We start from the raw sequence: 20,473 nt of genomic DNA on the forward strand, positions 1-20,473 counted from the left end.
GTCGGCCCCCGACCCGTCCGGGAGGACACCATGACCGCGACCCAGACCGCCGTTCCGCTGCACACCCTCGCCCCGCTGCTGCGCGGCACGGTGGTCCTCCCCGCGGACGCGGAGTACGACGCTGCCCGGGCCGTGCACAACGGCATGATCGACCGTCACCCCGCGGTGATCGCCCGGTGCGTCGACGAGGTCGACGTCGGCCGGGCGGTCCTCTTCGCCCGGGAGCACGCGCTTCCGGTCGCCGTCCGTGGGGGCGGGCACAACGCGGGCGGGCTGGGCGTCTGGGACGACGCGCTCGTCGTCGACCTGTCCGGCCTGCGTGGCGTCCACCTGGACCGGACTGACGGCACCGTCCTCGTGCAGGGCGGTGCCACCTGGGGCGACGTGGACCACGTGACCGTTCCGGCCGGTCGGGCCGTTCCGTCGGGGCTGGTGAGCACCACGGGGGTCGGCGGCCTGACGCTCGGGGGCGGCATCGGCTATCTCTCCCGCCGCTACGGTCTGACGGTCGACAACCTCCTCCAGGCCCAGGTCGTGCTGGCCGACGGGTCGCTGGTCACCACCTCCGAGGAGGAGCACCCCGACCTGTTCTGGGCGCTGCGCGGCGGTGGCGGCAACTTCGGTGTGGTCACCAGCTTCCGCTTCCGGTCCCACCCCGTGGGGGAGGACGGCGTGATCCTCGGCGGCCCGGTGCTCTACGACTCGGCGGACGCCGGCGCGGTGATGCGGTGGTACCGCGAGGTGCTCCCCGCCCTTCCCGAGGAGATCAGCGGCTGGCTGGGGATGCTGCGGGTCCCCCCGGGACCACCGTTCCCCGAGGGGCTCTGGGACCGTCCCGTCTGCGGCATCGTCTGGTGCTGGACGGGGGCGCACGACCGGGGCCAGGAGGTGCTCGACGAGCTGGCCACCTTCGGGGAGCCGCTCCTCGTCGGCCTGCACGAGATGCCGTTCAGCCAGCTGCAGAGCGCCTTCGACGGCCTCTACCCGCCGGGCTACCAGTGGTACTGGAAGGCCGACTTCTACGACCGGATCACGGACGAGGCGGTCGAGACGCACCGGCAGCACGGCAGCCGTCCCCCCACCGCCCTGTCGACCATGCACCTCTACCCCGTCGACGGTGCCGTCACGAGGGTGGCCGAGGACGCCACCGCCTTTCCCCACCGCTCCGGCGGCTGGGCCGGCGTGATCGTGGGGATCGACCCCGACCCCGCCAACCGGGAGCTGATCACCCGGTGGAGCCGGGACTACTGGGAGGCGCTGCGCCCCTCGGCGGCCGGCGGTGCCTACGTCAACTTCCTCATGGAGGAGGGGGATGACCGGGTCCGGGCCGCCTACCGCAGCAACTACGACCGCCTCGCGCGTGTCAAGGCGCGCTACGACCCGGAGAACGTCTTCCGGGTCAACCAGAACATCCCCCCGGCGACGGGGGAGACGTCCCGGTGACGGGGCAGCTCCTGCCGCAGGGGCAGGAGCCCGGACGGCCCGGGACCGGGCCGGAGCAGCACGAAGGAAGGATCGACCATGCAGACCACCCAGCAGACCGGTCGTCGGCGCACCGCCGGCGTCGCCGCCGTGGCCCTGGCCGCCTCCGCGGGTCTGGCCTCCCTGGGCGCCGCCGGGGCGTCGGCCGACGACCCGGGGGCCTCGGCCGTCAGCACGGGGCCGGAGGTCACGGTCCTGGCGGGGGCGGGCGGACTTCCCCGACGACATCGACGTCAGGATCAAGCGCTCGCTGGACGGAGGGCCCACCGAGGTGCTCAACCTCAAGGACCCGGGGGACATCATCGTGGCCCGGGTCGACCTGGCCCCGGGGGCAGCCTTCCCGTGGCACACCCACCCGGGACCGGTCGTCGTCTCCGTCGCGCAGGGGCAGCTGACGTACCAGCAGAGCACCGACTGCGTCGAACGGCTCTACGACGCCGACGAGGCGTTCGTGGACCCCGGCAACATCGTGCACACGGCGTGGAACGCGGGCAGCACCGACATCGTGCTGTACGCGACCTTCTACGACGTGCCCGCCGGGGTGCCGCCCACGATCCCGGAGGACCGTCAGGACGGGTGGTGCGACTGAGGGACCGAGCACGCGAGCCGGGAGGGGCCGGACGGGCGCATGGGCCCGCCCGGCCCTCGTCCGGACCACGCCCGCGCACGGCATACCCTTGTGCTGCCCCCTCCCCAGGACCCTCGAGGACAGCCCATGGCGCACCAGTGGCGCGGCGTGATCGCCGAGTACGCCGACCGACTCCCCGCGACGGTCACCGAGACCGTCGTCACCCTGCGCGAGGGCGGCACCCCGCTCATCCCCGCCGAGCACCTCTCCGAGCTGGTGGGAGCGCAGGTGCACGTGAAGTACGAGGGGCTCAACCCCACGGGCTCCTTCAAGGACCGGGGCATGACCGCGGCGATCAGCGACGCCGCACGCCAGGGGGCCAGGGCGGTCATCTGCGCCTCGACCGGCAACACCTCCGCCAGTGCGGCGGCCTACGCGACCAAGGCCGGGATGACCTGCGGCGTGCTGGTCCCCGAGGGCAAGATCGCGATGGGCAAGCTCTCCCAGGCGATCGCGCACGGCGCCACCCTGATCCAGGTCGACGGCAACTTCGACGACTGCCTGACCGTGGCCCGCAAGCTCGCCGAGGCCTACCCGGTCGAGCTGGTCAACAGCGTCAACCCCGCCCGGATCGAGGGGCAGAAGACCGCCGCCTTCGAGGTCGTCGACGCCCTGGGGGACGCCCCCGAGATCCACTGCCTGCCCGTCGGCAACGCCGGCAACATCACCGCCTACTGGCGGGGCTACACCGAGTACGCCGACCCCACCGCCCCTGGTGCTGACGGCACCGCGCCGGCCACCCGGAGGCCGCGGATGTTCGGTTTCCAGGCCGCCGGGTCCGCCCCGATCGTGCTGGGCCACCCGGTCGACCACCCCGAGACCATCGCCACCGCGATCCGGATCGGCAACCCCGCGTCCTGGGCGCAGGCCGAGGCGGCGCGGGACGAGTCCGGAGGGCTCATCGACAGCGTCACCGACGAGGAGATCCTCGCCGCGCACCGCCTGCTGTCCGCGCGGGAGGGGATCTTCGTGGAGCCCGCCTCGGCGGCGTCCGTCGCCGGGCTGCTCAAGGCGCACGCGGCCGGGCTCGTGCCGGCCGGGTCCACCGTCGTGTGCACGGTGACCGGCCACGGGCTGAAGGACCCGCAGTGGGCCCTCAAGGGGGCCGACGGTTCCGACGTCGACCCGGTGCGGGTTCCGGTCGACGTGGTGAGCGCCGCCCGCGCGCTCGAGCTGGAGTGATGGGCGCGCTGACCCCGGGGTCGACGGTGCGCGTCTCGGTCCCCGCGAGCACCGCCAACCTCGGTCCCGGGTTCGACGCCGTCGGTCTGGGGCTGGGGATCCGCGACGGGTATGCCGTGCAGGTGCTGCCCGCGGGCGCGGGCCTGGAGGTGGTGCTCGAGGGGGAGGGTGCCCAGGACCTGCCCGCCGACGGGCGTCACCTGGTCGCCCGCCACCTGCGGGAGGCCGTGGAGACCAGCGGGCACGGGTGGCTGGAGGGGTACGGGCTGCGGCTGACCTGCCGCAACCGGATCCCCATGTCCGCCGGCCTGGGGTCGTCGGCCACGGCCATCGTGGGCGGCCTGGGGCTGGGGTTCGCGCTGGCCAGGGGCGGTGAGCTCACCGAGGCCGACCTGGCGCTGGTGAACACGCACGCCGGGATCGCCGAGGGGCACCCGGACAACTCCTCGGCCTCGGTCTACGGGGGATTGACGGTCTCGTGGATGCCGAGCGCCGCGGTCGTGCGGACCGCGCGACCGGTGCCCCACCCGGACCTGGTGCCCGTCGTGCTCGTCCCCCGGGACACCCGGGTGGACACCGCCACGGCCCGCGCGGTGCTGGGGCCCCAGGTCCCTCGCCCGGACGCCGTGCGGCAGGCCGGGCGGGCCGCGCTGCTCGTGCACGCGCTGACCGCTGACCCGTCGGTGCTCCTCGACGCGACGCAGGACTGGCTGCACCAGGAGCAGCGACGGGACGTCTACCCGGTGACGATGGCGGCCGTCGACACGCTGCGCTCGCAGGGGCACGCCGCCGTCGTCTCCGGTGCGGGACCGACGGTGCTGTGCCTGACCACGACCGACCTGGTCGACGTGGTCGTGGCCGAGGCGCGCTCGTGGGGCCGGGGATGGAAGGTGCGCACGCCCGGCGTGGCCAGGCACGGCCTGACCGTCGTCGACCCGCCCGGCGCCGGAGCGGACACGGACCGGGAGGGAGCCCGGTGGTGACGGGTCCGCGGACCGGGGCCGGCCAGCGCCGGTTCAGCCAGGTCGACGTCTTCAGTGCCCACGGGCTGCGGGGCAACCCGTTGGCCGTCGTGCACGACGCAGACGGGCTGGACGAGGAGACCCTGGCGCAGTTCGCCCGGTGGACCAACCTGTCCGAGACCACCTTCCTGCTGCCGCCGACGGACCCGGCGGCCGACTACCGCGTGCGCATCTTCACGACCGGGGGCGAGCTGCCCTTCGCCGGGCATCCCACGCTCGGCAGCGCGCACGCGTGGCTCGAGGCCGGTGGCACCCCAGGCCGACCGGACGTGGTCGTGCAGGAGTGCGGCCTCGGTCTGGTGACGGTCCGTCGGGGGGAGCGGCTGGCGTTCGCCGCCCCGCCCCTGATCAGGGCTGGGGACGTCGAGCCCGCCCGGGCCCGGGAGATCCTGGCCGCACTGGACCTCGACCCCGCCCGGGTGCGTGGGATGGCGTGGATCGACAACGGCCCGGGCTGGATCGGCCTCGAGCTGGCGTCGGCGGAGGAGGTGCTCGCGGTCGAGCCGGTCCCGGCGCTCGCCGGCCTGCTCAAGGTCGGGCTGGTCGGGCGGTGGGCGGACCCCGGCACGGCCGGGAAGGACGTGGAGGTCCGGGCCTTCTACGGCGACGGCACGGACTTCGGGGAGGACCCCGTGACCGGGAGCCTCAACGCGGGGCTGGCCCAGTGGCTCGTCGGCTCGGGCCGGCTGCCGGACCGCTACGTGGCCGGTCAGGGAGTGCGGCGCCACCGTGACGGCCGGGTGCACGTCGAGCGGCGCGACGGGCAGGTCTGGGTCGGTGGCGACACGGTCACGACCGTCTCCGGCACGGTCCGGCTGCCCGGCTGAGCTTCGCCGCACCCCTCTCGCGTCGGTGCGCCCGGCGGGACTCGAACCCGCACGCCGGAGCACAGGAACCTAAATCCTGCGTGTCTACCAGTTCCACCACGAGCGCGCGGGGACAGCCTAACGGTGGGGCCCCGGCCAGGGGCCGGGGCCGGTGCGCGGGGGGGTCAGCCCAGCTCGACCCCCAGCTGCCTGGCCAGCATGGCGACGTGCCCCTTGGCCTTGACGTTGTAGCGGGCCAGCTCGATCCGGCCCTCCTCGTCGATCACGAACGTGGAGCGGATGACACCCATGACGGTGCGGCCGTAGTTCTGCTTCTCCCCGTAGGCACCGTAGGCGGTGAGCACCTCCTTGGACTCGTCGGCGACGAGCGGGAAGGTCAGCCCCTCCTGCTCGGCGAACCGCGCAAGCTTGTCGGGGGAGTCCGGCGAGATCCCGACGACGGCGTACCCGGCCTTCTCGAACACGCCGAGGTTGTCCCGGAAGTCGCACGCCTGGGTGGTGCACCCCGGGGTCATCGCCGCGGGGTAGACGTAGAGCACCACCTTGCGACCGGCGAGGTCGGAGAGGCTCAGCTGTCCGCCGTCGGCGGTGGGGAGGGTCCAGGCGGGAGCCGGCCGGCCGGCGTCGAGACGGGTCATGACGTGCACCTCCGAGATTCGGGAACAGGGGTTCTGAGTTATCGTCTCAGGTGATCAGCATGCCCACCCACACCAGGATGAGGACGACGCACATGGCCGACAAGAAGTCCGCGCGCTCCCCCAAGGAGATCGAGGCCGACATCGCGGCGACCCGCAGCCGGATGTCCCGCACCGTCGACGAGCTCACCTACCGGGTGAATCCTCAGACCCTCAAGGCCAACGCGGTCGCCTCCCTCAAGGGCAGGGCGAACGACGCGGCCTTCCAGGCCGACGGCACCCCCCGCTACGACCGCCTCGCGATCACCCTCGGCGGCGTCTCGGGCAGCGCACTGCTCCTGGGCGTGCTGCGCCGCACCTTCAACAAGGGCTGAGCATCGGGTGGGCCGGCCTGCCGTCGGCGGGGGCGTGCGGTGATCGTCGACCAGGCGGTCTACCGGTCGGGGGACCGGCACCCCTGCGGTGATCTCAGCGAGGAGCTGGCGGCCCTGCGCCAGGAGCACCGGCCCGACACCGACTTCCTCTGGGTGGGTCTGAAGGACCCCACCGCCGAGGAGTTCGACGTGGTCCGGCAGGAGCTGCAGCTCCACCCGCTGGCGGTGGAGGACGTGCTCCATGGCGACCAGCGCGCGAAGGTGGAGAGCTACGACGGCACCGTCTTCGCGGTCGTGAAGACCCTGCGCTACGTCGAGGCCACCTCCGACATCGAGACCGGCGAGGTCATGGCCGTCATCGGCGACCACTTCGTCGTCACGCTGCGCCACGGGGACGCTGCCCCGCTGCACAGCGTGCGAGCCCGGCTCGAGCGGCACGAGCAGCAGCTGCTGCGGGAGGGGCCCCTGGCCGTCCTCCACGCCCTGCTCGACAAGGTGGTCGACACCTACCGCGAGATCGACGTGGAGGTCAGCCAGGACCTGGAGGAGATCGAGCGCGACGTCTTCGGCGGGGGCAACCGCACGCACTCCAGCACGATCTACCGCCTCAAGCGCGAGGTGCTGGAGTTCCGGCGCGCCGCGCTGCCGCTGCGGGTCCCCCTCGCGATGCTGAGCGAGCCGGACGGGCCCGTGCGCTCCTCCGAGCTTCAGCTGCACTTCCGGGACGTGGCCGACCACCTCGACACCACCCTCGCCAGCATCGACAGCTACGACGCGCTCCTGTCCGACGTGCTCTCGGCGCACCTGTCCCAGATCGGGGTGCAGCAGAACGCCGACATGCGCCAGATCTCGGCGTGGGCCGCGATGATCGCCGTCCCCACCCTCATCGCCGGGATCTACGGCATGAACTTCGACCACATGCCCGAGCTGCACTGGGTGCTCGGGTACCCCCTGGCCGTGGTGCTCATGGCCACGGCCGTGCTGCTGCTGCGCCGGTCCTTCAAGCGGTCCGGCTGGCTCTGAGACACTGGGTCCCGTGACCACCAGCACGGACAGCACGCCGACCACCGCGAGCGGGATCGCCTACCGCGTGCAGGGCGCGCCGGACGGCATCCCCGTCGTGGCGCTGCACGGCACCCCCGGTTCCCGCTTCAGCGCGACCCCGGCCCGGGACGCCCTGCACGCGCTGGGACTGCGGGTGCTCACCCTCGACAGGCCGGGGTATGGCGACACGCCCGGCGGCGAGGCCCGCCCGGCCAGGGAGCTGGCCCAGGACGTGCTCGACGTGCTGGCGCACGCCGGTGTGGACGGGCCGGTCGGTCTGCTCGCCGCCGGCGGCGCCACCCCCGCCGCCGTGGCGCTGGCGGCGCTGCACCCGCAGAGGGTGGGCGCCCTGACCCTGGTGTGGCCGCAGGCCCCGGTCGCCGCGGACGCGGGCAGCCCGGCGATGGAGCAGCACGAGTGGCTGCGCGACATGGACGAGCAGCAACGGATGCTGCACTCGCTGGCGCTGCAGGACCCGGTCTTCCTGCGCGACCAGCTCGAGCTGGGACTGGGTGCCTACGCCGGTGCCGAGGGGGTTGTGCTGGACCTGGCCCAGGCGCAGGAGCCGTGGGGCGTCGACCCCGCCGAGGTGCGCGGCCCCGTCGACGTGTGGTGGGGCACCGACTCCGCCGTGAGCCCCGCCGGCCACGCCGCCTGGCTGGCCGACCGGTTCACCCGGGCCCAGGTGCACCGGCACGAGCTGGACGAGCACCAGTGGCACGTGCGCCGGCTGGTCGAGGTGTTCGCCCGGCTGGGGGAGTGGCTGGGTGCCCGGCCACTGACGGACCAGGAGCTGCGGGCGGCCTCGGCCGCCGTCGACACCGACGGCTGCGGGGGCGGTGGGAACGGGGCCCTCGGCGGCTGCGCCTGCGGGGCGGGTGGCTGCGGGGCCTGAGGTCAGCCGACCTTCTCTCGCGCCGAGACGAACGCGGCCACGCAGGCGCGCACGTCCTCCTCGGAGTGGGCGGCGGAGAGCTGGACCCGGATGCGGGCCTGCCCCGGGGGACGACGGGGTAGGAGAAGGCGATGACGTAGACGCCCTCGGCGAGCATGGCGTCGGCCACCTGGCTGGCGCGGCGGGCGCCGTCCTCGCCGGGGAACATGACCGGGACGATGGGGTGCTCTCCGGGCAGCAGCTCGAAGCCCTCCTCGCTCATGAGCGTGCGGAAGAGCTCGGCGTTGCGGCGCAGGTCCCTGCGCGGCTCGTCGGAGTCGCGGGCCAGCCGCAGCGCGGCCAGTGAGCCGGCGACGACCGAGGGGGCGACCGCGTTGGAGAACAGGTAGGGCCGGGCGCGCTGCTTGAGCAGCTCCACGATCTCGGTGGGGGCCGCGACGAAGCCGCCGGAACCACCGCCGAGCGCCTTGCCCAGGGTTCCGGTGACGACGTCGACGCGGTCCATGACGTCGAAGTGCTCGGGCGTGCCGCGGCCGCCGGCGCCGATGAAGCCGGTGGCGTGGGAGTCGTCGACCATGACCAGGGCGCCGAACTCCTCGGCCAGGTCGCAGATCTGCGGCAGCGGCGCGAGGTAGCCGTCCATCGAGAACGCGCCGTCGGTGACGACCAGGGTCCGTCGGGCTCCCTGGTCGGTGGCGGCCTGCAGCTGGGCGCGCAGGTCGTCCATGTCCCGGTTCTTGTAGCGGTAGCGGCTGGCCTTGCACAACCGCACCCCGTCGATGATCGAGGCGTGGTTGAGCTCGTCGGAGATCACCGCGTCCTCGGCCCCGAGCAGCACCTCGAAGATGCCGCCGTTGGCGTCGAAGCAGGAGGGGAACAGGATCGAGTCCTGCGTGCCGAGGAAGTCGGCGATCTCGCTCTCCAGCTCGCGGTGCTGGGTCTGGGTGCCGCAGATGAAGCGCACCGAGGCCATCCCGAAGCCCCAGTCGTCCAGGGCGGCCCGGGCCGCGTCCACGATCTGCGGGTGGTCGGCCAGGCCCAGGTAGTTGTTGGCGCAGAAGTTCAGCGCCTCGCCCTGGGTCGTGCCGATGTGGGGCGGACTGCGGCGTGGTGATCAGCCGCTCGTGCTTGGTGAGCCCGTCGGCCTCGATCGCTTCGAGCTCGGCGCGCAGCTGGTCCTTGACGGCGTACATGGGTTCTCCTTCAGCTCCAGTCCAGAATGACCTTGCCGACCTCGCCGGAGCGGGCCGCGTCGAAGGCGTCCTGCCACTGCTCGGCCGGAAAACGGTGGGTGATGACCGAGCGGACCCGGTCCCGCAGCACCTGCGAGGTCTGCAGCATGGCGGTCATCTTGTACCAGGTCTCGTACATCTCCCGGCCGTAGATGCCCTTGAGCGTGATCATGTGCGTGATCACCTTGCCCCAGTCGATCGCGTAGGGCTCCGAGGGCAGGCCCAGCATCGCCACCCGGGCCCCGTGGGTGCAGTTGTCGATCAGCTCGGCCATCGCCTGCGGGTTGCCGGACATCTCCAGCACCACGTCGAAGCCCTCGGTCATCCCCAGCCGCTCCTGGGCCTCGGCGATCCGTTCCCGCGACACGTCCAGGACCAGGTCCGCGCCCGCCGCGGCGGCCAGCTCCAGCCGGGGGGCGGAGACGTCGGTGACGACCACGTGCCGGGCTCCGGCGTGCCGCACGACCGCCGCGGCCATCACCCCGATCGGGCCGGCCCCGGTGATGAGCACGTCCTCACCCTCCAGCGGGAAGGACAGGGCCGTGTGCACCGCGTTGCCCAGCGGGTCGAACACCGCACCCAGGTCGGGGTCGATGAGGTCCGGCTGCACCCACACGTTGGAGTGCGGCACCACGACGAAGTCGGCGAAGCACCCGTCCCGGTTGACCCCTAGGTTGGAGGTGTTGACGCACATGTGCCGCCGCCCCGCCCGGCAGTTGCGGCAGTGCCCGCACACCACGTGCCCCTCCACCGAGACCCGCTGACCGGGCCGCAGCCCGTACCGCTCGTCCGCCGGCACCCCCTCGCCGACCTCGACGACCTCACCGTAGAACTCGTGCCCCACGACCAGGGGCGGGCGCAGCATCGAGGCCGCCCACTCGTCCCAGCTCTCGATGTGCAGGTCGGTGCCGCACAACCCGGCCCGCAGCACCCGGATCTTCACCTCGCCCAGCCCGGGGGAGGGCTCGGGCACCTCCACCAGCTCCAGACCGGGACCGGGACGGGGCTTGACCAGGGCGCGCATGCGCCCATCCTTGCGTATGCCGTTCCGCGCGCGGGTGCGGGTGCGCCCTCGGCCGTTTTGAGCAGGGGCTGCCCCCGGTGCTAAAGTCGTCGGCTGTCGCGCCTATAGCTCAATTGGCAGAGCAGCTGACTCTTAATCAGCGGGTTCGGGGTTCGAGTCCCTGTGGGCGCACCGCGAGAAGGGCCAGGTCCGCACCGGACCTGGCCCTTCGGCATACCCGAGGGCGGGGCGGACCGACCTGCCGGGGTCGGACCCGCGTGCCACACTGGGCGCGTGAGTGAGACGCAGCACCGGAAGACGATCGAGCGCGACCAACAGGAGGGGGAGTTCGAGCAGGCCGGCGAGCAGGGACCCGACAGCCCCACCGAGCTGGACAAGCCGGACTGGAAGGCGGTGGCCAAACGCGTCTTCGCCGAGTTCGGCGAGGACGGCGGGCCGGACCTGGCCGCCGCGCTGACCTATTTTGCGATCATGTCGCTGGCGCCGATGCTGCTGGCCCTGTCCACGGCGCTGGGCTTCCTCGGTCAGAGCGAGGCGACCCAGACCGCCATCGAGGACCTGGGTGCCGAGCTGGGGCTGCAGGCCGGCACGGTCGACACGGTCGTGAGCTACCTCAACAGCATGGGGGAGGCCGGTGGCGCCGGGATCCTGCTGGTCGTCGGTCTGCTCGGTGCCCTCTGGTCGGCGTCCAACTACGTCAACGCGTTCAGCCGGATGATGAACAACGTCTACGAGGTCGAGGAGGGCCGGCCGGTCTGGAAGCTGCGTCCCTGGCTCGTGGGGCTGACCGTGGTGATCCTCCTGCTGCTCATCACCATCGTGCTGTCGGTGACCCCTCCGGGACCGTCTCGGAGCTGGTGTTCGGGGCGATCGGTCTCTCCGGGACCGCCACCACGGTGTGGAACATCGCCAAGTGGCCGGTGATCCTGCTCATCCTCGTCGTCATCGTGGCGCTGCTCTACTGGGGCACCCCCAACATCAAGCAGCCCAAGTTCCGCTGGCTCAGCCCGGGTGCGGGTCTGGCCGTGGTCGTGTCGATCCTGGCGGCGGCCGGCTTCGGCTTCTACGTGGCCAACTTCGGCAGCTACAACGAGACCTACGGCGCCATCGGTGGTGTCATCGTCCTGCTGCTGCTGATCTTCATCATCAACAACGTCCTGGTCCTCGGCGCCGAGCTGGACTCCGAGCTGGAGCGCGGCCGGGAGCTGGCCGCCGGGATGGCCGCGGAGGAGACGATCCTGCTGCCCCCGCGTGACAGCAAGGGCACCGAGAAGAAGGCGGAGAAGTCGGCCAAGCTGGTGCGGGAGGCCCGCGAGCTGCGGATGAAGGCCGCCCGGGGGCTGCGGGACTCGGGCAAGAAGTCCGGCCTCCCGGGACGGGGACGCGACCCCAAGGCCTGACGACGACGGAGCGCGCACCACGAGAAGGACCCCCGGGCCGGAGGGCTCGGGGGTCCTTGCGTGTCCTCGTCGAGGACCTCGGGGTGAGTGACGGGAGTATAACCCGCAGTCGCCTGACCTGTGAATATAGGCGAAACGCTCCGAGTGTGCCAGCAGTGTGACAGTTGAGACTGCTACTGACGCCCGTCGCCATGGTGACTGTCACAGCGCACGGCGTGCCCGCTTTCGGGCCAGCAGGATCAAGAGCCACCCTCGACCAGGAGCCGATGCCCTGCGCTTCCCGTCGGTGGCCCGGTCACACTGGCCCCTGCAGCCGACCAGGTTGCGTACCGTCTTGGCGCAAACCCAGCGCCTCCGCCGGCCGTCAGGACCTCAAATCCATGACGTGGACGAGAGTGCTAGCGTCCCAGGCCACGCTTAGATCGGCGTAATCGGCGGCTTTTGGCGCAACCAGTGTCGGAGGGGGCCATGCTGTGTTGGCCAAATGGTGGCCACGATGGACTTTGCACAGCCATTCCCTGGGTCAGGCGGGCAGGTGCTCCTGGACCTGCACGAGCAGGTCGGTCGGTGACAGCCACATGGAGGGGTACTCCCCGTACCAGCGCTGCTGGCCGTCACGGTCGATGAGGACGAAGCTGTGGCCGGGCAGGCCGGCGTGCATGCCCTTGCCCAGGGTGCCGTAGGCGTCGGACACGGTGCCGTCGTCGAGGAGGAACGGTGTGCGCACCCCGTTGCGCTGCATGTCGCGGGTGATCTGGTCGCGGGTGTTCATGACGATGGGCAGGACGGTGAGGTCCAGGTCCGCGAACAGGTCCTCGTCCTTCTCGATCTCGGCCATCTGAACCAGGCAGGACTGGCAACCTGCCCCCTCGTTGAAGTAGAGGAGAACGTTGCTCCCGCGGAACTGCTCCAGGCTGACCACCTGGCCGTCGGTGTCGGTCAGGGCGAAGGTGGGCGCCGGGCGGGTCTGGGCGTCGGAGGCTGGGCGTGAGGTCAGCAGCATGGCCGAGACCACGGTGACCAGTGCCAGGAGCGCGACGCTGACGACGGTGAACCTGCGGCGTCGTCGGCGCTTCTCGGCCTCTTGCTCCTGCGCCTCGATCCTGGCGAGACGGGACTCGCGGGCTGCTCGGGTGGACATGTCTTCTCCTCAGCGGTGCTCTGCGTCGTCGGGGACGGCACCGGTACGCAGCGCCGGCGCGTGGTGGCAGGTGTCGGCGGCGGCGCCGAATCCGGTGGTGTGGTCGTCGGGACCGGGGGGACCCTGGGGGCGGCGGCGGTCTCGCAGGGTGGCGACGACGAAGACGGCCGCCAGCACCATCACGCCCATGCCCAGCAGGGGCTCCGGCAGCGGGGAGACCCACTGCTCGAAGCGGTCGAACAGACCGGCGAGACCCTGGCCGATCTCGACCTGGAACTGCGGGCCGCTGGTCATCGTCCCGGTGCCGGCGAGGTAGATCACGAAGACGCCCATCGCGGTGAAGGTGGCCGCCACCACGATGTTGATCGAGTTGGTGAACAGGACCCGGCCGCCGAGCTGCAGCCGGACGGGGCGTGCCTGTAGGAAGCGTCGCTCCCCCAGGCGGAAGCGGTCCCAGAACAGGGCCATGACGAACAGGGGGGAGACCATCCCGAAGGTGTAGGCAAGACCGAGGGCGAAACCTCCGACGGCGGATCCGGAGAGAGCCGAGAGGGTCATGACCCCGGCCAGGACGGGGGCGCAGCAGCTGCTGGCGATGCCGGAGAACACGCCGAGGCTGAAGAAGCTGAGCCCGTCGCCACTTCGGGTGTCGGGGGCGCGCAGTGATGCGGGGAGGGTGAGCATGCGCCCGGAGATGCTGATTGCGGCGAGTGCCAGCATGAGCGCGCCGCCGGCGTAATACAGCGGGGTGTGGTAGTTCGCGACCGCGGAGGCGACCAGGCCGATGCCCAGGGTGATCGGCACCATGACCAGGCCCAGGCCGGCTGCGAACAGGAAGGTGAGGGGCAGCAGCCGCCACCGCCGGTTCTTGACGGCCGCGGCGAGGTAGCTGGGGGCCAGGAACACGATGCAGCAGGGGGCGAACAGGGCCACCCCTCCTGCCAGGAACGCGGCCAGCACCGAGCCGGTGGTGAGCAGCTCGCCCATCTCAGCTCTCCAGCAGGGTGATCAGCTCGCGGCGCGAGACCCCGCCCTGGCTGAAGAAGGCCCCGTCGACGAGCACCAGCGGGGTGAGCCCGGCCCGGTGCTCCTGCATGAGGTCCTGCCCCTGCGGGGTGCGCGCGTCGAAGGACCTGACCTCGATGAGGTACCCGTCCTCCTCGAGCGCGGCCAGCACGCGGTGCGTCTCGTCGCACGAGTGGCATCCAGGGCTGTCCACGACCTCGATCTGCACGGGTCGGGATGTACTGGTGGTCGTCACGCGTGTTCCTCTCTGCGCCTCTGCGCCTCAGGCTGGACACGGACCAGCCTCACGTGCCGAGGCAGCGGATCTGCGGCGATCCCATGGAGAATTGATGTGCGGTCCGCAGGTGCCTCCAACCGACCTCCACAAAGTCACAGCACCGCTACCGGCGCCGGCACCGCCTACGGCTGCCAGACGAGTGGGAAGTCCGAGATAGGCAGTCGGCTGCATTCGTGGCTGACCGTAGCTCCTCGTGCAGCGGCCGGACGGCGACCGGAGCTTCCCGCGGCGCGTCGACCATCACCCTGGGCGGGGCCGGACGGGGACGCGGAAAGCGTCCTTGAACCCGATCACGAAGGTTTGATGGAGAAACCTGTCCACGGCCCACCTAACACCGCCGGGGATGTCACGATCGGGTGGTGGCGGCGGATCGTCTGCCACCCATTCATGGAAAGGGAACCGATGCACAAGCTCGTCAAGCTCATGGCTGTCTCCGCACTGGCCGTCCCCGGGCTGCTCCTCGCCGGACCCGCCCAGGCGGACGGCGACAATTCCGCATTCGGCCAGCACGTGCAGATGCACGCCAAGGGCGACATGGGGTTCGACGGCTCGCACAATCCAGGTATGCACCAGGGCAAGTCGGGCTGGGAGCCCCACACGCACCCGATGATGCCCTGACCCTGCCCGCGCACCCTGCACCGCCCTCACCCGGGGCGGTGCAGGCCCGGCACCCCGGACGCTCGAATGGCCGGATTCTCCAGGCAAACGCCACAGAAGCGCCATACCGACACCGTGTGTGTCCCGCACACTGGTGCCATGTCAGCACCAGCGGCCTCCCTGTCGGTGCAACCCCATGGCGGACGTCGCAACCTCTGGGCCACGATCCGTGCGGGCTTCGGTGTCGCACTGGGGATCCTGCCTCACCTCCTGCACCACGTCGGTCTGGTCGCCGGAGCCGCCCTCCTGACCGGAGCGTTCGGCAACGGGGTCCTCTTCCTCGTTGGCCTGCTGTTGAGCATCCCGCTCCTTCGACGGCTGCGGTTGAGGTTCCACAGCCGCTGGGCACCCGCGACCGGGGTCGCGGTCTTCACTGCTCTCTTCGCGCTGTCGGCTTTCGTCATCGGTCCAAGGATCGGCAACATCGGATCATTGGAGCAGACACCCTCCGCCCCCTCGCCGTCGGTGACGAAGCCGGCCGACCACGAGGAGCATCACTGAGGGGCGTCGGCATGCGCGGAGGCGCGGGCAAGGCACGGAGGATGAGGCGCGCCTCGCGCTTGTCCCGACCCTGGGATCTCCATCGAATCTCCATCGAACCTGATGCTCTTCGGCAGGTGAGCGGTGCAGGGTGGACCCTCGTGACCTTCTCAGCACCGCGACCAGTCCTGACCGCCGCCCTCGCGCTGACCCTGGCGCTCGGTGCCTGCAGCACCAGCACCGAGCCGGTGTCCGAACCGCCGGCGAGCCCCACGACCTCGAGCCCGACGAGGGATCTCGAGGGCACCACCGCAGAAGATCCGGCAGGAGCGACGGCGGCGCAGACCTCGCACAACTCGATGGACACCCAGTTCGCCCAGCAGATGATCGTGCACCACGAGGGCGCCGTCGAGATGGCCCAGCTGGCCCAGGAACGCGCCATCACTCCTCAGGTGCAGGACCTGGCCGGGCAGATCGAGGCGGCTCAGGACCCCGAGATCGAGCTTATGCACACCTGGCTGCAGGCATGGGGTGAGCCTTCCATGCCCGAGGACGACATGGCCGACATGGGCCACGGAGACATGGGCACGACGATGCAGATGGAGGGGATGACCCAGCAGGAAGCGATGGCCGAGCTGGAGTCGCACTCCGGGCAGGAGTTCGACCGCCGGTTCCTGGAGCTGATGATCGAGCACCACCGTGGAGCCATCCTGATGGCCGAGGGGGCTCTGACCGAGGGACAGGACCCGCAGGCTCAGGAGCTGGCGCAGCAGGTGGTGGCCGACCAGGAGGCCGAGATCGATGTGATGGAACAGATGCTGGAGGACCTGTGAAAGGACCTGACATGCATTGTGGAGCACTTCGGCGACGGCGGAGCCTGACCCGGTGACCTGGATCTGGCTCATGCTGCTGGTCGTGGGTCTGGTGCTGTTGGGGTACACGGTGGTGCGGGTGCTGCTCGGTGGCCTGGCAGACGGTTCCGGCGGCGCGGACCTGCGGGCTCCTTCCAGCTGGCCGCGGGCGCAGCAGGTCCTGGACGAGCGTTACTCGGCCGGGGTGCTGAGCACGCAGGAGTACGAGCACCGGCGGGGCGTGCTGGCCCGGGGCGAGGACGGGTCGTGAGGCCGGTCAGCCGTCGCACCGCGCTGACGATGGGTGGCGTGGGACTGGCGGGGACGCTCGTCGGTGGGACGGGTTTGTGGCGCGAGCTGTCCGCCCCCGACGCCGACGGGGCCTTCGGGGGTCGGGGCGACGAAGGCGGGGACGACGAGCTCGTTGAGCCCGAGGTGCTCAGCAGCAGCGACGGGCGGCTCGAGGTGCAGCTCCAGGCCCGGTTCGGCACGCACGAGGTCGCCGGACGGTCGGCCAGGACGATGGGTTACAACGGGGGCGTGCCGGGCCCGACGCTGCGGCTGCGGCCCGGGGACCTGCTGCGGATCGCGCTGGAGAATCAGCTGGACCACGTCACCAACCTGCACGTGCACGGGCTGCACGTCACCCCCGAGGGGAACGGTGACAACGTCTTCCTCGAGATCGGGCCCGGGGAGAGCCGCCAGTACGAGTACCGGCTGCCCGAGGACCATCCGCCGGGCGTCTACTGGTACCACCCGCACCATCACGGCACCGTGGCCGACCAGCTGTTCGCCGGGCTCTACGGGGCCATCGTCGTGGAGGAGGACGATCCTCCGGCCCTCGACCGCGAGCGAGTCCTGGTCGTCTCGGACATCACCCTGACCGGGGACGGGTCCGTCGAAGCTCCCTCGATGCCGGAGCGGATGATGGGCCGCGAGGGCGAGCTGGTCCTGGTCGACGGCCAGGTCGAGCCCCTGCTGCGCGGCCGGGCGGGTGAGCGGGAGCGCTGGCGGGTCGTCAACGCCTGCTCCTCGCGCTACCTGTCGCTGCGTCTGGCGGGTGAGGGCACCGACGTGCAGGTCCTTGGCCGTGACGTGGGCCGCCTTGCCCGGCCGGTCGACCTGGACCAGGTGGTGCTGGCCCCCGGCAACCGGCTGGACCTGCTGGTCGACCTGGCCGAGGGCGGGAGCGAGCTGGTCGCCGTGCCCGTGGACCGCGGTCAGATGATGGGCGGGATGATGGGCGACGACGTCGGCCCGGAGGACGCCGAGCGGGTCCTGGCGCGGCTGGAGGTCGGGCGGGGAGGCGGGTCGAGCGCCGGTGGCTCCGGCGACGGCACCGCCGGTGGGGCTCCTGGTCCCGACGGACCGCTGGCGGACCTGCGCGAGGCCCGCGTCGACCGGCGACGGGAGCTGACCATGGAGATGTCCATGGGCGGGATGATGGGCGGCGGTGGAGGCGGCAAGATGATGGACTTCACCATCGACGGGCGGTCCTTCGACGTCGACCGCGTCGACCAGCAGGTGCGGCTGGGCACCGTGGAGGAGTGGACGATCGGCAACGTCGGTCCCCTGGACCACCCGTTCCACCTGCACGTGTGGCCGATGCAGGTCATGGACGTGGACGGACGCCGCCCCCAGGACCCGCTGTGGCTGGACGTGGTGAACGTCCCCGCCGAGGGCAGCGTGACCGTGCGGATCAGGTTCGCCGACTTCGGCGGGCGGACCGTGTACCACTGCCACATCCTCGACCACGAGGACCTCGGCATGATGGGGACGATCCTCGTCGAGTGATCCCACCGATCGACAGCTGACCCGACCACCACCGGAAGGAGAAATCATGTACGGCAACGGATGGGGCATGGGTATGGGCATGGGCTGGATGTGGCTCGTGTGGCTCCTGGTCATCATCGCCGTCGTCGCCCTCGTGGCGCTGCTGGTCCGCTCCGGCGGCGACCGGGCCCGCACGCGCGGGCCGGTCGACCAGCCACACCCGCAGCCACCCGCGCACGAGGCCGACGAGGCGAGCACGTCCGGCGGCAGGTCCGCGGCGCGGCGGATCCTCGACGAGAGGTATGCCCGTGGGGAGATCGACGAGCAGGACTACCAGGAACGGCGCCGACGCCTCAACGAGCCGGACGGCTGAGACCACCTGCCACCCTGCCCTCGCGCCGTCCCCCCCTGACCGCACACCCTGACCGAACCACCCCTGACCGATCAGGAAGGAACCGATGATGTCCAGCCCGCACGAGCAGCACGACCAGCACGAGTCCTCCGGGCAGTCCGAGCAGGATCACCAGCAGCACAGGAAGCACGAGCGGAAGATGTACCTGATCTTCGCCGCGATGATCACCACCTCGACGGTGACGATGTTCCTGCTGACCTACACCAACGCCTGGACCTGGGGGCACATGACGTTCAGCGAGGAGCGGGTCTACATGGCCCTGCTGATGGGCTCGGCCATGGCCATCATCATGCTCGCCTTCATGTGGGGGATGATGTACAAGAACGTCACGGTCAACCTGGCGATCATCGCCGGCGCGCTCGTCCTGGGCCTGACCGCGCTGTGGCTCTCCCGCTCGCAGACCTTCGTGGAGGACCAGGCGTACATGAACGGGATGATCCCGCACCACTCGATCGCCATCCTCACCAGCGAGCGTGCTGACATCGACGATGTGCGCGTGCGCGAGCTGGCCGACGAGATCATCGAGGCCCAGCGCAAGGAGATCGCCGAGATGAAGTGGCTCGTGGAGGACATCGAGCAGAACGGCGCGGTCACCACCACCGAGGAGGCCGAGCAGCGGCCGGTACCGGAGCTCGGGACCAACCCGTGAGGTTCAGCTCCCGCGGGACAGGGGATGTGCCCTTCCTCCGCCCCTGCCGACGACAGACCGGGGGGCCTACCACCGGGGGAGGCGCCTGGTGATGGAGGTGGTGGCGACCGTCGCCGGGATCGTGGTGATCGTGATCGGTCTCCACGACATGTTCCACACCCTGCTGCACCCGACCGGGCAGGGGCGTCTGAGCCGCTTGGTGCTGGTCGGGGCGTGGCGGATCTCCAGGGCGACCGGGCACCGCCTGGGCTCGACCGTGGGGCCCCTGGCGATGGTCGTGGTCATCCTGCTGTGGGTGCTGCTGCAGCTGCTCGGGTGGGCATTGATTTATCTGCCGCACGTCCCCGAGGGGTTCATGTACTCCTCCGGGGTGGATCCCTCGGACTACCCGGACGTCCTGGAGGCCGTGTACCTCTCGGCGGTCACGCTGTCCACCCTGGGCTACGGGGACATGGTGGCGACCGACCTGTGGATCCGGACGGCTGCACCCCTGCAGGCCCTCACCGGGTTCGCCCTGCTCACCGCCGCCCTGACGTGGTTCACCCAGATCTACCCGCCCCTCTCCCGTCGCCGCTCCCTTGCCCTGGAGCTCAAGGGCCTGGCCGACAGCGACTGGGCGCAGAGCGTGGACGCGGAGGACCCGGCGGTGCTGAGCCGGGTGCTCGACACTCTCGCAGCCGAAATGCTTAAGGTGCGCATCGACTTCGCCCAGCACAGTGAGGGCTTCTACTTCCAGGAACGCGAGCCCGACTTCGCCCTGGCACGTCAGCTGCCCTACGCGCTTCAGCTGCGCGACGTTGCCCTGGCCTCGTCGCAGACGGTGGTGCGACGCAGCGGGCGTCAGCTGTCACTGGCCATCGAGGAGCTCAGCTCGGAGCTCGACGACAACTTCTTGCACACCGGGGGCGACCCCGAGAAGGTGTTCGCCGCCTACGCGGCCGACCATGGCCAGGAACCGCGCGCCTGAGTCCGTACCGCTCCCGTGGGAGCAACCCCCACGGGAGCGGGCCCCGGGGCGCCGGCACGATCGCCCGTAGCCCTGTTCAGCTCAGGGTGGTGAGCAGGTCGGCGCACGCCTGCTCGCAGCGGCGGCAGGCCTCGGCGCAGACCCGGCAGTGCTCGTGCATCTGGGCGTGCTGCTCGCACTCCTCGCCGCATACCGTGCAGGCGGTGCGGCAGGCCTCCAGCGCGGCCCGGGTCGTCTCCACGGTGTTCCCGGTCTGCCGTGACAGGACGTTGCCGGTGGCGGCGCACACGTCGGCGCAGTCGAGGTTCTTGCGGATGCAGGTGACCAGGTCGGCCACCATGTCCTCGGCCAGGCAGGCGTCCGCGCAGGCGGTGCAGGTCTGGGCGCACTCGAAGCACGCCTCGATGCACTCGGCGAGCTTCTGCTGGTCGACCGACCCCAGGTCCTTGGGGTAGGTCTGCAGCATCGTGGTCACGTGGTGGGTCATCGTGTTGC

General features: G+C 71.1%; 24 protein-coding genes, 2 tRNA genes and 1 pseudogene. 19 read left to right on the forward strand and 8 right to left on the reverse strand.

Annotated elements, in window-relative coordinates; translation table 11 throughout:
• Positions 1–30 precede the first annotated feature (30 nt).
• The 5 genes from ACQ95T_RS04245 (at position 31) to ACQ95T_RS04265 (ending at position 5,141) form a co-directional block, all read left to right on the forward strand.
• A complete protein-coding gene (locus tag ACQ95T_RS04245; protein WP_425939643.1) occupies positions 31–1,443 on the forward strand; it encodes an FAD-binding oxidoreductase in 1,413 nt (470 codons plus the stop codon).
• Between the two features lie 310 nt (positions 1,444–1,753).
• Positions 1,754–2,071 (forward strand): cupin domain-containing protein, encoded by a 318-nt coding sequence (locus ACQ95T_RS04250; protein ID WP_431473566.1) that lies wholly within the window; start codon positions 1,754–1,756, stop codon positions 2,069–2,071.
• A 126-nt stretch (positions 2,072–2,197) separates the two neighbouring features.
• A complete protein-coding gene (thrC, locus tag ACQ95T_RS04255; protein ID WP_425939647.1) occupies positions 2,198–3,292 on the forward strand; it encodes a threonine synthase in 1,095 nt (364 codons plus the stop codon).
• A complete protein-coding gene (locus tag ACQ95T_RS04260) occupies positions 3,292–4,275 on the forward strand; it encodes a homoserine kinase (protein ID WP_425939649.1) in 984 nt (327 codons plus the stop codon). The genes thrC and ACQ95T_RS04260 overlap by 1 nt, the downstream gene beginning before the upstream one ends.
• Positions 4,272–5,141, forward strand: coding sequence for a PhzF family phenazine biosynthesis protein (locus ACQ95T_RS04265; RefSeq protein ID WP_425939651.1), 870 nt, complete (start codon positions 4,272–4,274; stop codon positions 5,139–5,141). The genes ACQ95T_RS04260 and ACQ95T_RS04265 overlap by 4 nt, the downstream gene beginning before the upstream one ends.
• 26 nt (positions 5,142–5,167) lie before the next feature.
• On the opposite strand, the gene ACQ95T_RS04270 is transcribed toward ACQ95T_RS04265, so the two are convergent.
• Both ACQ95T_RS04270 and bcp read right to left on the reverse strand, forming a co-directional pair.
• Positions 5,168–5,247, reverse strand: a tRNA-Leu gene (locus ACQ95T_RS04270).
• Positions 5,248–5,305: 58 nt separating this feature from the next.
• Entirely contained in the window at positions 5,306–5,779 is a 474-nt protein-coding gene (gene bcp, locus ACQ95T_RS04275) for a thioredoxin-dependent thiol peroxidase (RefSeq protein ID WP_425939652.1), read from the reverse strand.
• A 77-nt stretch (positions 5,780–5,856) separates the two neighbouring features.
• Here bcp and ACQ95T_RS04280 point away from each other — a divergent pair, with 77 nt between their 5' ends.
• The 3 genes from ACQ95T_RS04280 to ACQ95T_RS04290 are packed head-to-tail and all read left to right on the forward strand — an operon-like array spanning position 5,857 to position 8,089.
• Positions 5,857–6,150, forward strand: a complete 294-nt coding sequence (locus ACQ95T_RS04280; protein WP_425939654.1) for a DUF3618 domain-containing protein — start codon at positions 5,857–5,859, stop codon at positions 6,148–6,150.
• Between the two features lie 39 nt (positions 6,151–6,189).
• A complete protein-coding gene (corA, locus tag ACQ95T_RS04285; protein ID WP_425939656.1) occupies positions 6,190–7,173 on the forward strand; it encodes a magnesium/cobalt transporter CorA in 984 nt (327 codons plus the stop codon).
• Positions 7,174–7,186: 13 nt separating this feature from the next.
• Positions 7,187–8,089, forward strand: coding sequence for an alpha/beta fold hydrolase (locus tag ACQ95T_RS04290; protein ID WP_425939658.1), 903 nt, complete (start codon positions 7,187–7,189; stop codon positions 8,087–8,089).
• 2 nt (positions 8,090–8,091) lie between these two features.
• On the opposite strand, the pseudogene ACQ95T_RS04295 reads toward ACQ95T_RS04290, so the two are convergent.
• A pseudogene (locus ACQ95T_RS04295) lies at positions 8,092–9,282 on the reverse strand (glycine C-acetyltransferase).
• A gap of 10 nt (positions 9,283–9,292) precedes the next feature.
• Positions 9,293–10,345: an L-threonine 3-dehydrogenase gene (gene tdh / locus ACQ95T_RS04300; protein ID WP_425939662.1), complete on the reverse strand. Its 1,053-nt coding sequence runs from the start codon at positions 10,343–10,345 to the stop codon at positions 9,293–9,295.
• A gap of 98 nt (positions 10,346–10,443) precedes the next feature.
• Between tdh and ACQ95T_RS04305 the strand changes: the two genes are divergently transcribed.
• The 3 genes from ACQ95T_RS04305 to ACQ95T_RS04315 all read left to right on the forward strand — a co-directional run bounded on the left by ACQ95T_RS04305 (position 10,444) and on the right by ACQ95T_RS04315 (position 11,745).
• Positions 10,444–10,516 (forward strand) — tRNA-Lys (locus ACQ95T_RS04305).
• Between the two features lie 102 nt (positions 10,517–10,618).
• Positions 10,619–11,269 (forward strand): YihY/virulence factor BrkB family protein, encoded by a 651-nt coding sequence (locus ACQ95T_RS04310; protein ID WP_431473567.1) that lies wholly within the window; start codon positions 10,619–10,621, stop codon positions 11,267–11,269.
• Positions 11,242–11,745, forward strand: coding sequence for a YihY/virulence factor BrkB family protein (locus ACQ95T_RS04315; RefSeq protein WP_431473568.1), 504 nt, complete (start codon positions 11,242–11,244; stop codon positions 11,743–11,745). Before ACQ95T_RS04310 ends, ACQ95T_RS04315 begins: the two co-directional genes overlap by 28 nt.
• Positions 11,746–12,268: 523 nt before the next feature.
• On the opposite strand, the gene ACQ95T_RS04320 is transcribed toward ACQ95T_RS04315, so the two are convergent.
• From ACQ95T_RS04320 to ACQ95T_RS04330, 3 genes are read right to left on the reverse strand one after another with little or no spacing between them, the layout of a single operon-like run.
• A complete protein-coding gene (locus ACQ95T_RS04320; protein ID WP_425939666.1) occupies positions 12,269–12,886 on the reverse strand; it encodes a peroxiredoxin family protein in 618 nt (205 codons plus the stop codon).
• A 9-nt stretch (positions 12,887–12,895) separates the two neighbouring features.
• On the reverse strand, positions 12,896–13,873 hold the full coding sequence (locus tag ACQ95T_RS04325) for a cytochrome c biogenesis CcdA family protein (protein ID WP_425939668.1): 978 nt from the start codon (positions 13,871–13,873) through the stop codon (positions 12,896–12,898).
• 1 nt (position 13,874) lies between these two features.
• Positions 13,875–14,120: a thioredoxin family protein gene (locus tag ACQ95T_RS04330; RefSeq protein ID WP_134772567.1), complete on the reverse strand. Its 246-nt coding sequence runs from the start codon at positions 14,118–14,120 to the stop codon at positions 13,875–13,877.
• Between the two features lie 456 nt (positions 14,121–14,576).
• Here ACQ95T_RS04330 and ACQ95T_RS04335 point away from each other — a divergent pair, with 456 nt between their 5' ends.
• The 8 genes from ACQ95T_RS04335 (at position 14,577) to ACQ95T_RS04370 (ending at position 19,978) form a co-directional block, all read left to right on the forward strand.
• Positions 14,577–14,807 (forward strand): hypothetical protein, encoded by a 231-nt coding sequence (locus ACQ95T_RS04335; protein ID WP_425939671.1) that lies wholly within the window; start codon positions 14,577–14,579, stop codon positions 14,805–14,807.
• 138 nt (positions 14,808–14,945) lie between these two features.
• Positions 14,946–15,347: a hypothetical protein gene (locus ACQ95T_RS04340; RefSeq protein ID WP_238695340.1), complete on the forward strand. Its 402-nt coding sequence runs from the start codon at positions 14,946–14,948 to the stop codon at positions 15,345–15,347.
• A 140-nt stretch (positions 15,348–15,487) separates the two neighbouring features.
• Positions 15,488–16,159 (forward strand): DUF305 domain-containing protein, encoded by a 672-nt coding sequence (locus ACQ95T_RS04345; RefSeq protein ID WP_134772570.1) that lies wholly within the window; start codon positions 15,488–15,490, stop codon positions 16,157–16,159.
• A 52-nt stretch (positions 16,160–16,211) separates the two neighbouring features.
• Positions 16,212–16,448: a hypothetical protein gene (locus ACQ95T_RS04350; RefSeq protein ID WP_425939673.1), complete on the forward strand. Its 237-nt coding sequence runs from the start codon at positions 16,212–16,214 to the stop codon at positions 16,446–16,448.
• A complete protein-coding gene (locus ACQ95T_RS04355; protein WP_134772571.1) occupies positions 16,445–17,971 on the forward strand; it encodes a multicopper oxidase family protein in 1,527 nt (508 codons plus the stop codon). Before ACQ95T_RS04350 ends, ACQ95T_RS04355 begins: the two co-directional genes overlap by 4 nt.
• A gap of 46 nt (positions 17,972–18,017) precedes the next feature.
• A complete protein-coding gene (locus tag ACQ95T_RS04360; RefSeq protein ID WP_134772572.1) occupies positions 18,018–18,323 on the forward strand; it encodes an SHOCT domain-containing protein in 306 nt (101 codons plus the stop codon).
• Between the two features lie 85 nt (positions 18,324–18,408).
• A complete protein-coding gene (locus tag ACQ95T_RS04365; RefSeq protein WP_425939676.1) occupies positions 18,409–19,011 on the forward strand; it encodes a DUF305 domain-containing protein in 603 nt (200 codons plus the stop codon).
• 91 nt (positions 19,012–19,102) lie between these two features.
• Positions 19,103–19,978 (forward strand): potassium channel family protein, encoded by an 876-nt coding sequence (locus tag ACQ95T_RS04370; protein WP_134774733.1) that lies wholly within the window; start codon positions 19,103–19,105, stop codon positions 19,976–19,978.
• A gap of 76 nt (positions 19,979–20,054) precedes the next feature.
• Here ACQ95T_RS04370 and ACQ95T_RS04375 read toward each other — a convergent pair whose 3' ends face one another.
• Positions 20,055–20,465: a four-helix bundle copper-binding protein gene (locus ACQ95T_RS04375; protein WP_134772573.1), complete on the reverse strand. Its 411-nt coding sequence runs from the start codon at positions 20,463–20,465 to the stop codon at positions 20,055–20,057.
• Positions 20,466–20,473 lie beyond the last annotated feature (8 nt).

The organism is Ornithinimicrobium carbonis, from assembly GCF_050703245.1.
Classification (GTDB): domain Bacteria; phylum Actinomycetota; class Actinomycetes; order Actinomycetales; family Dermatophilaceae; genus Ornithinicoccus.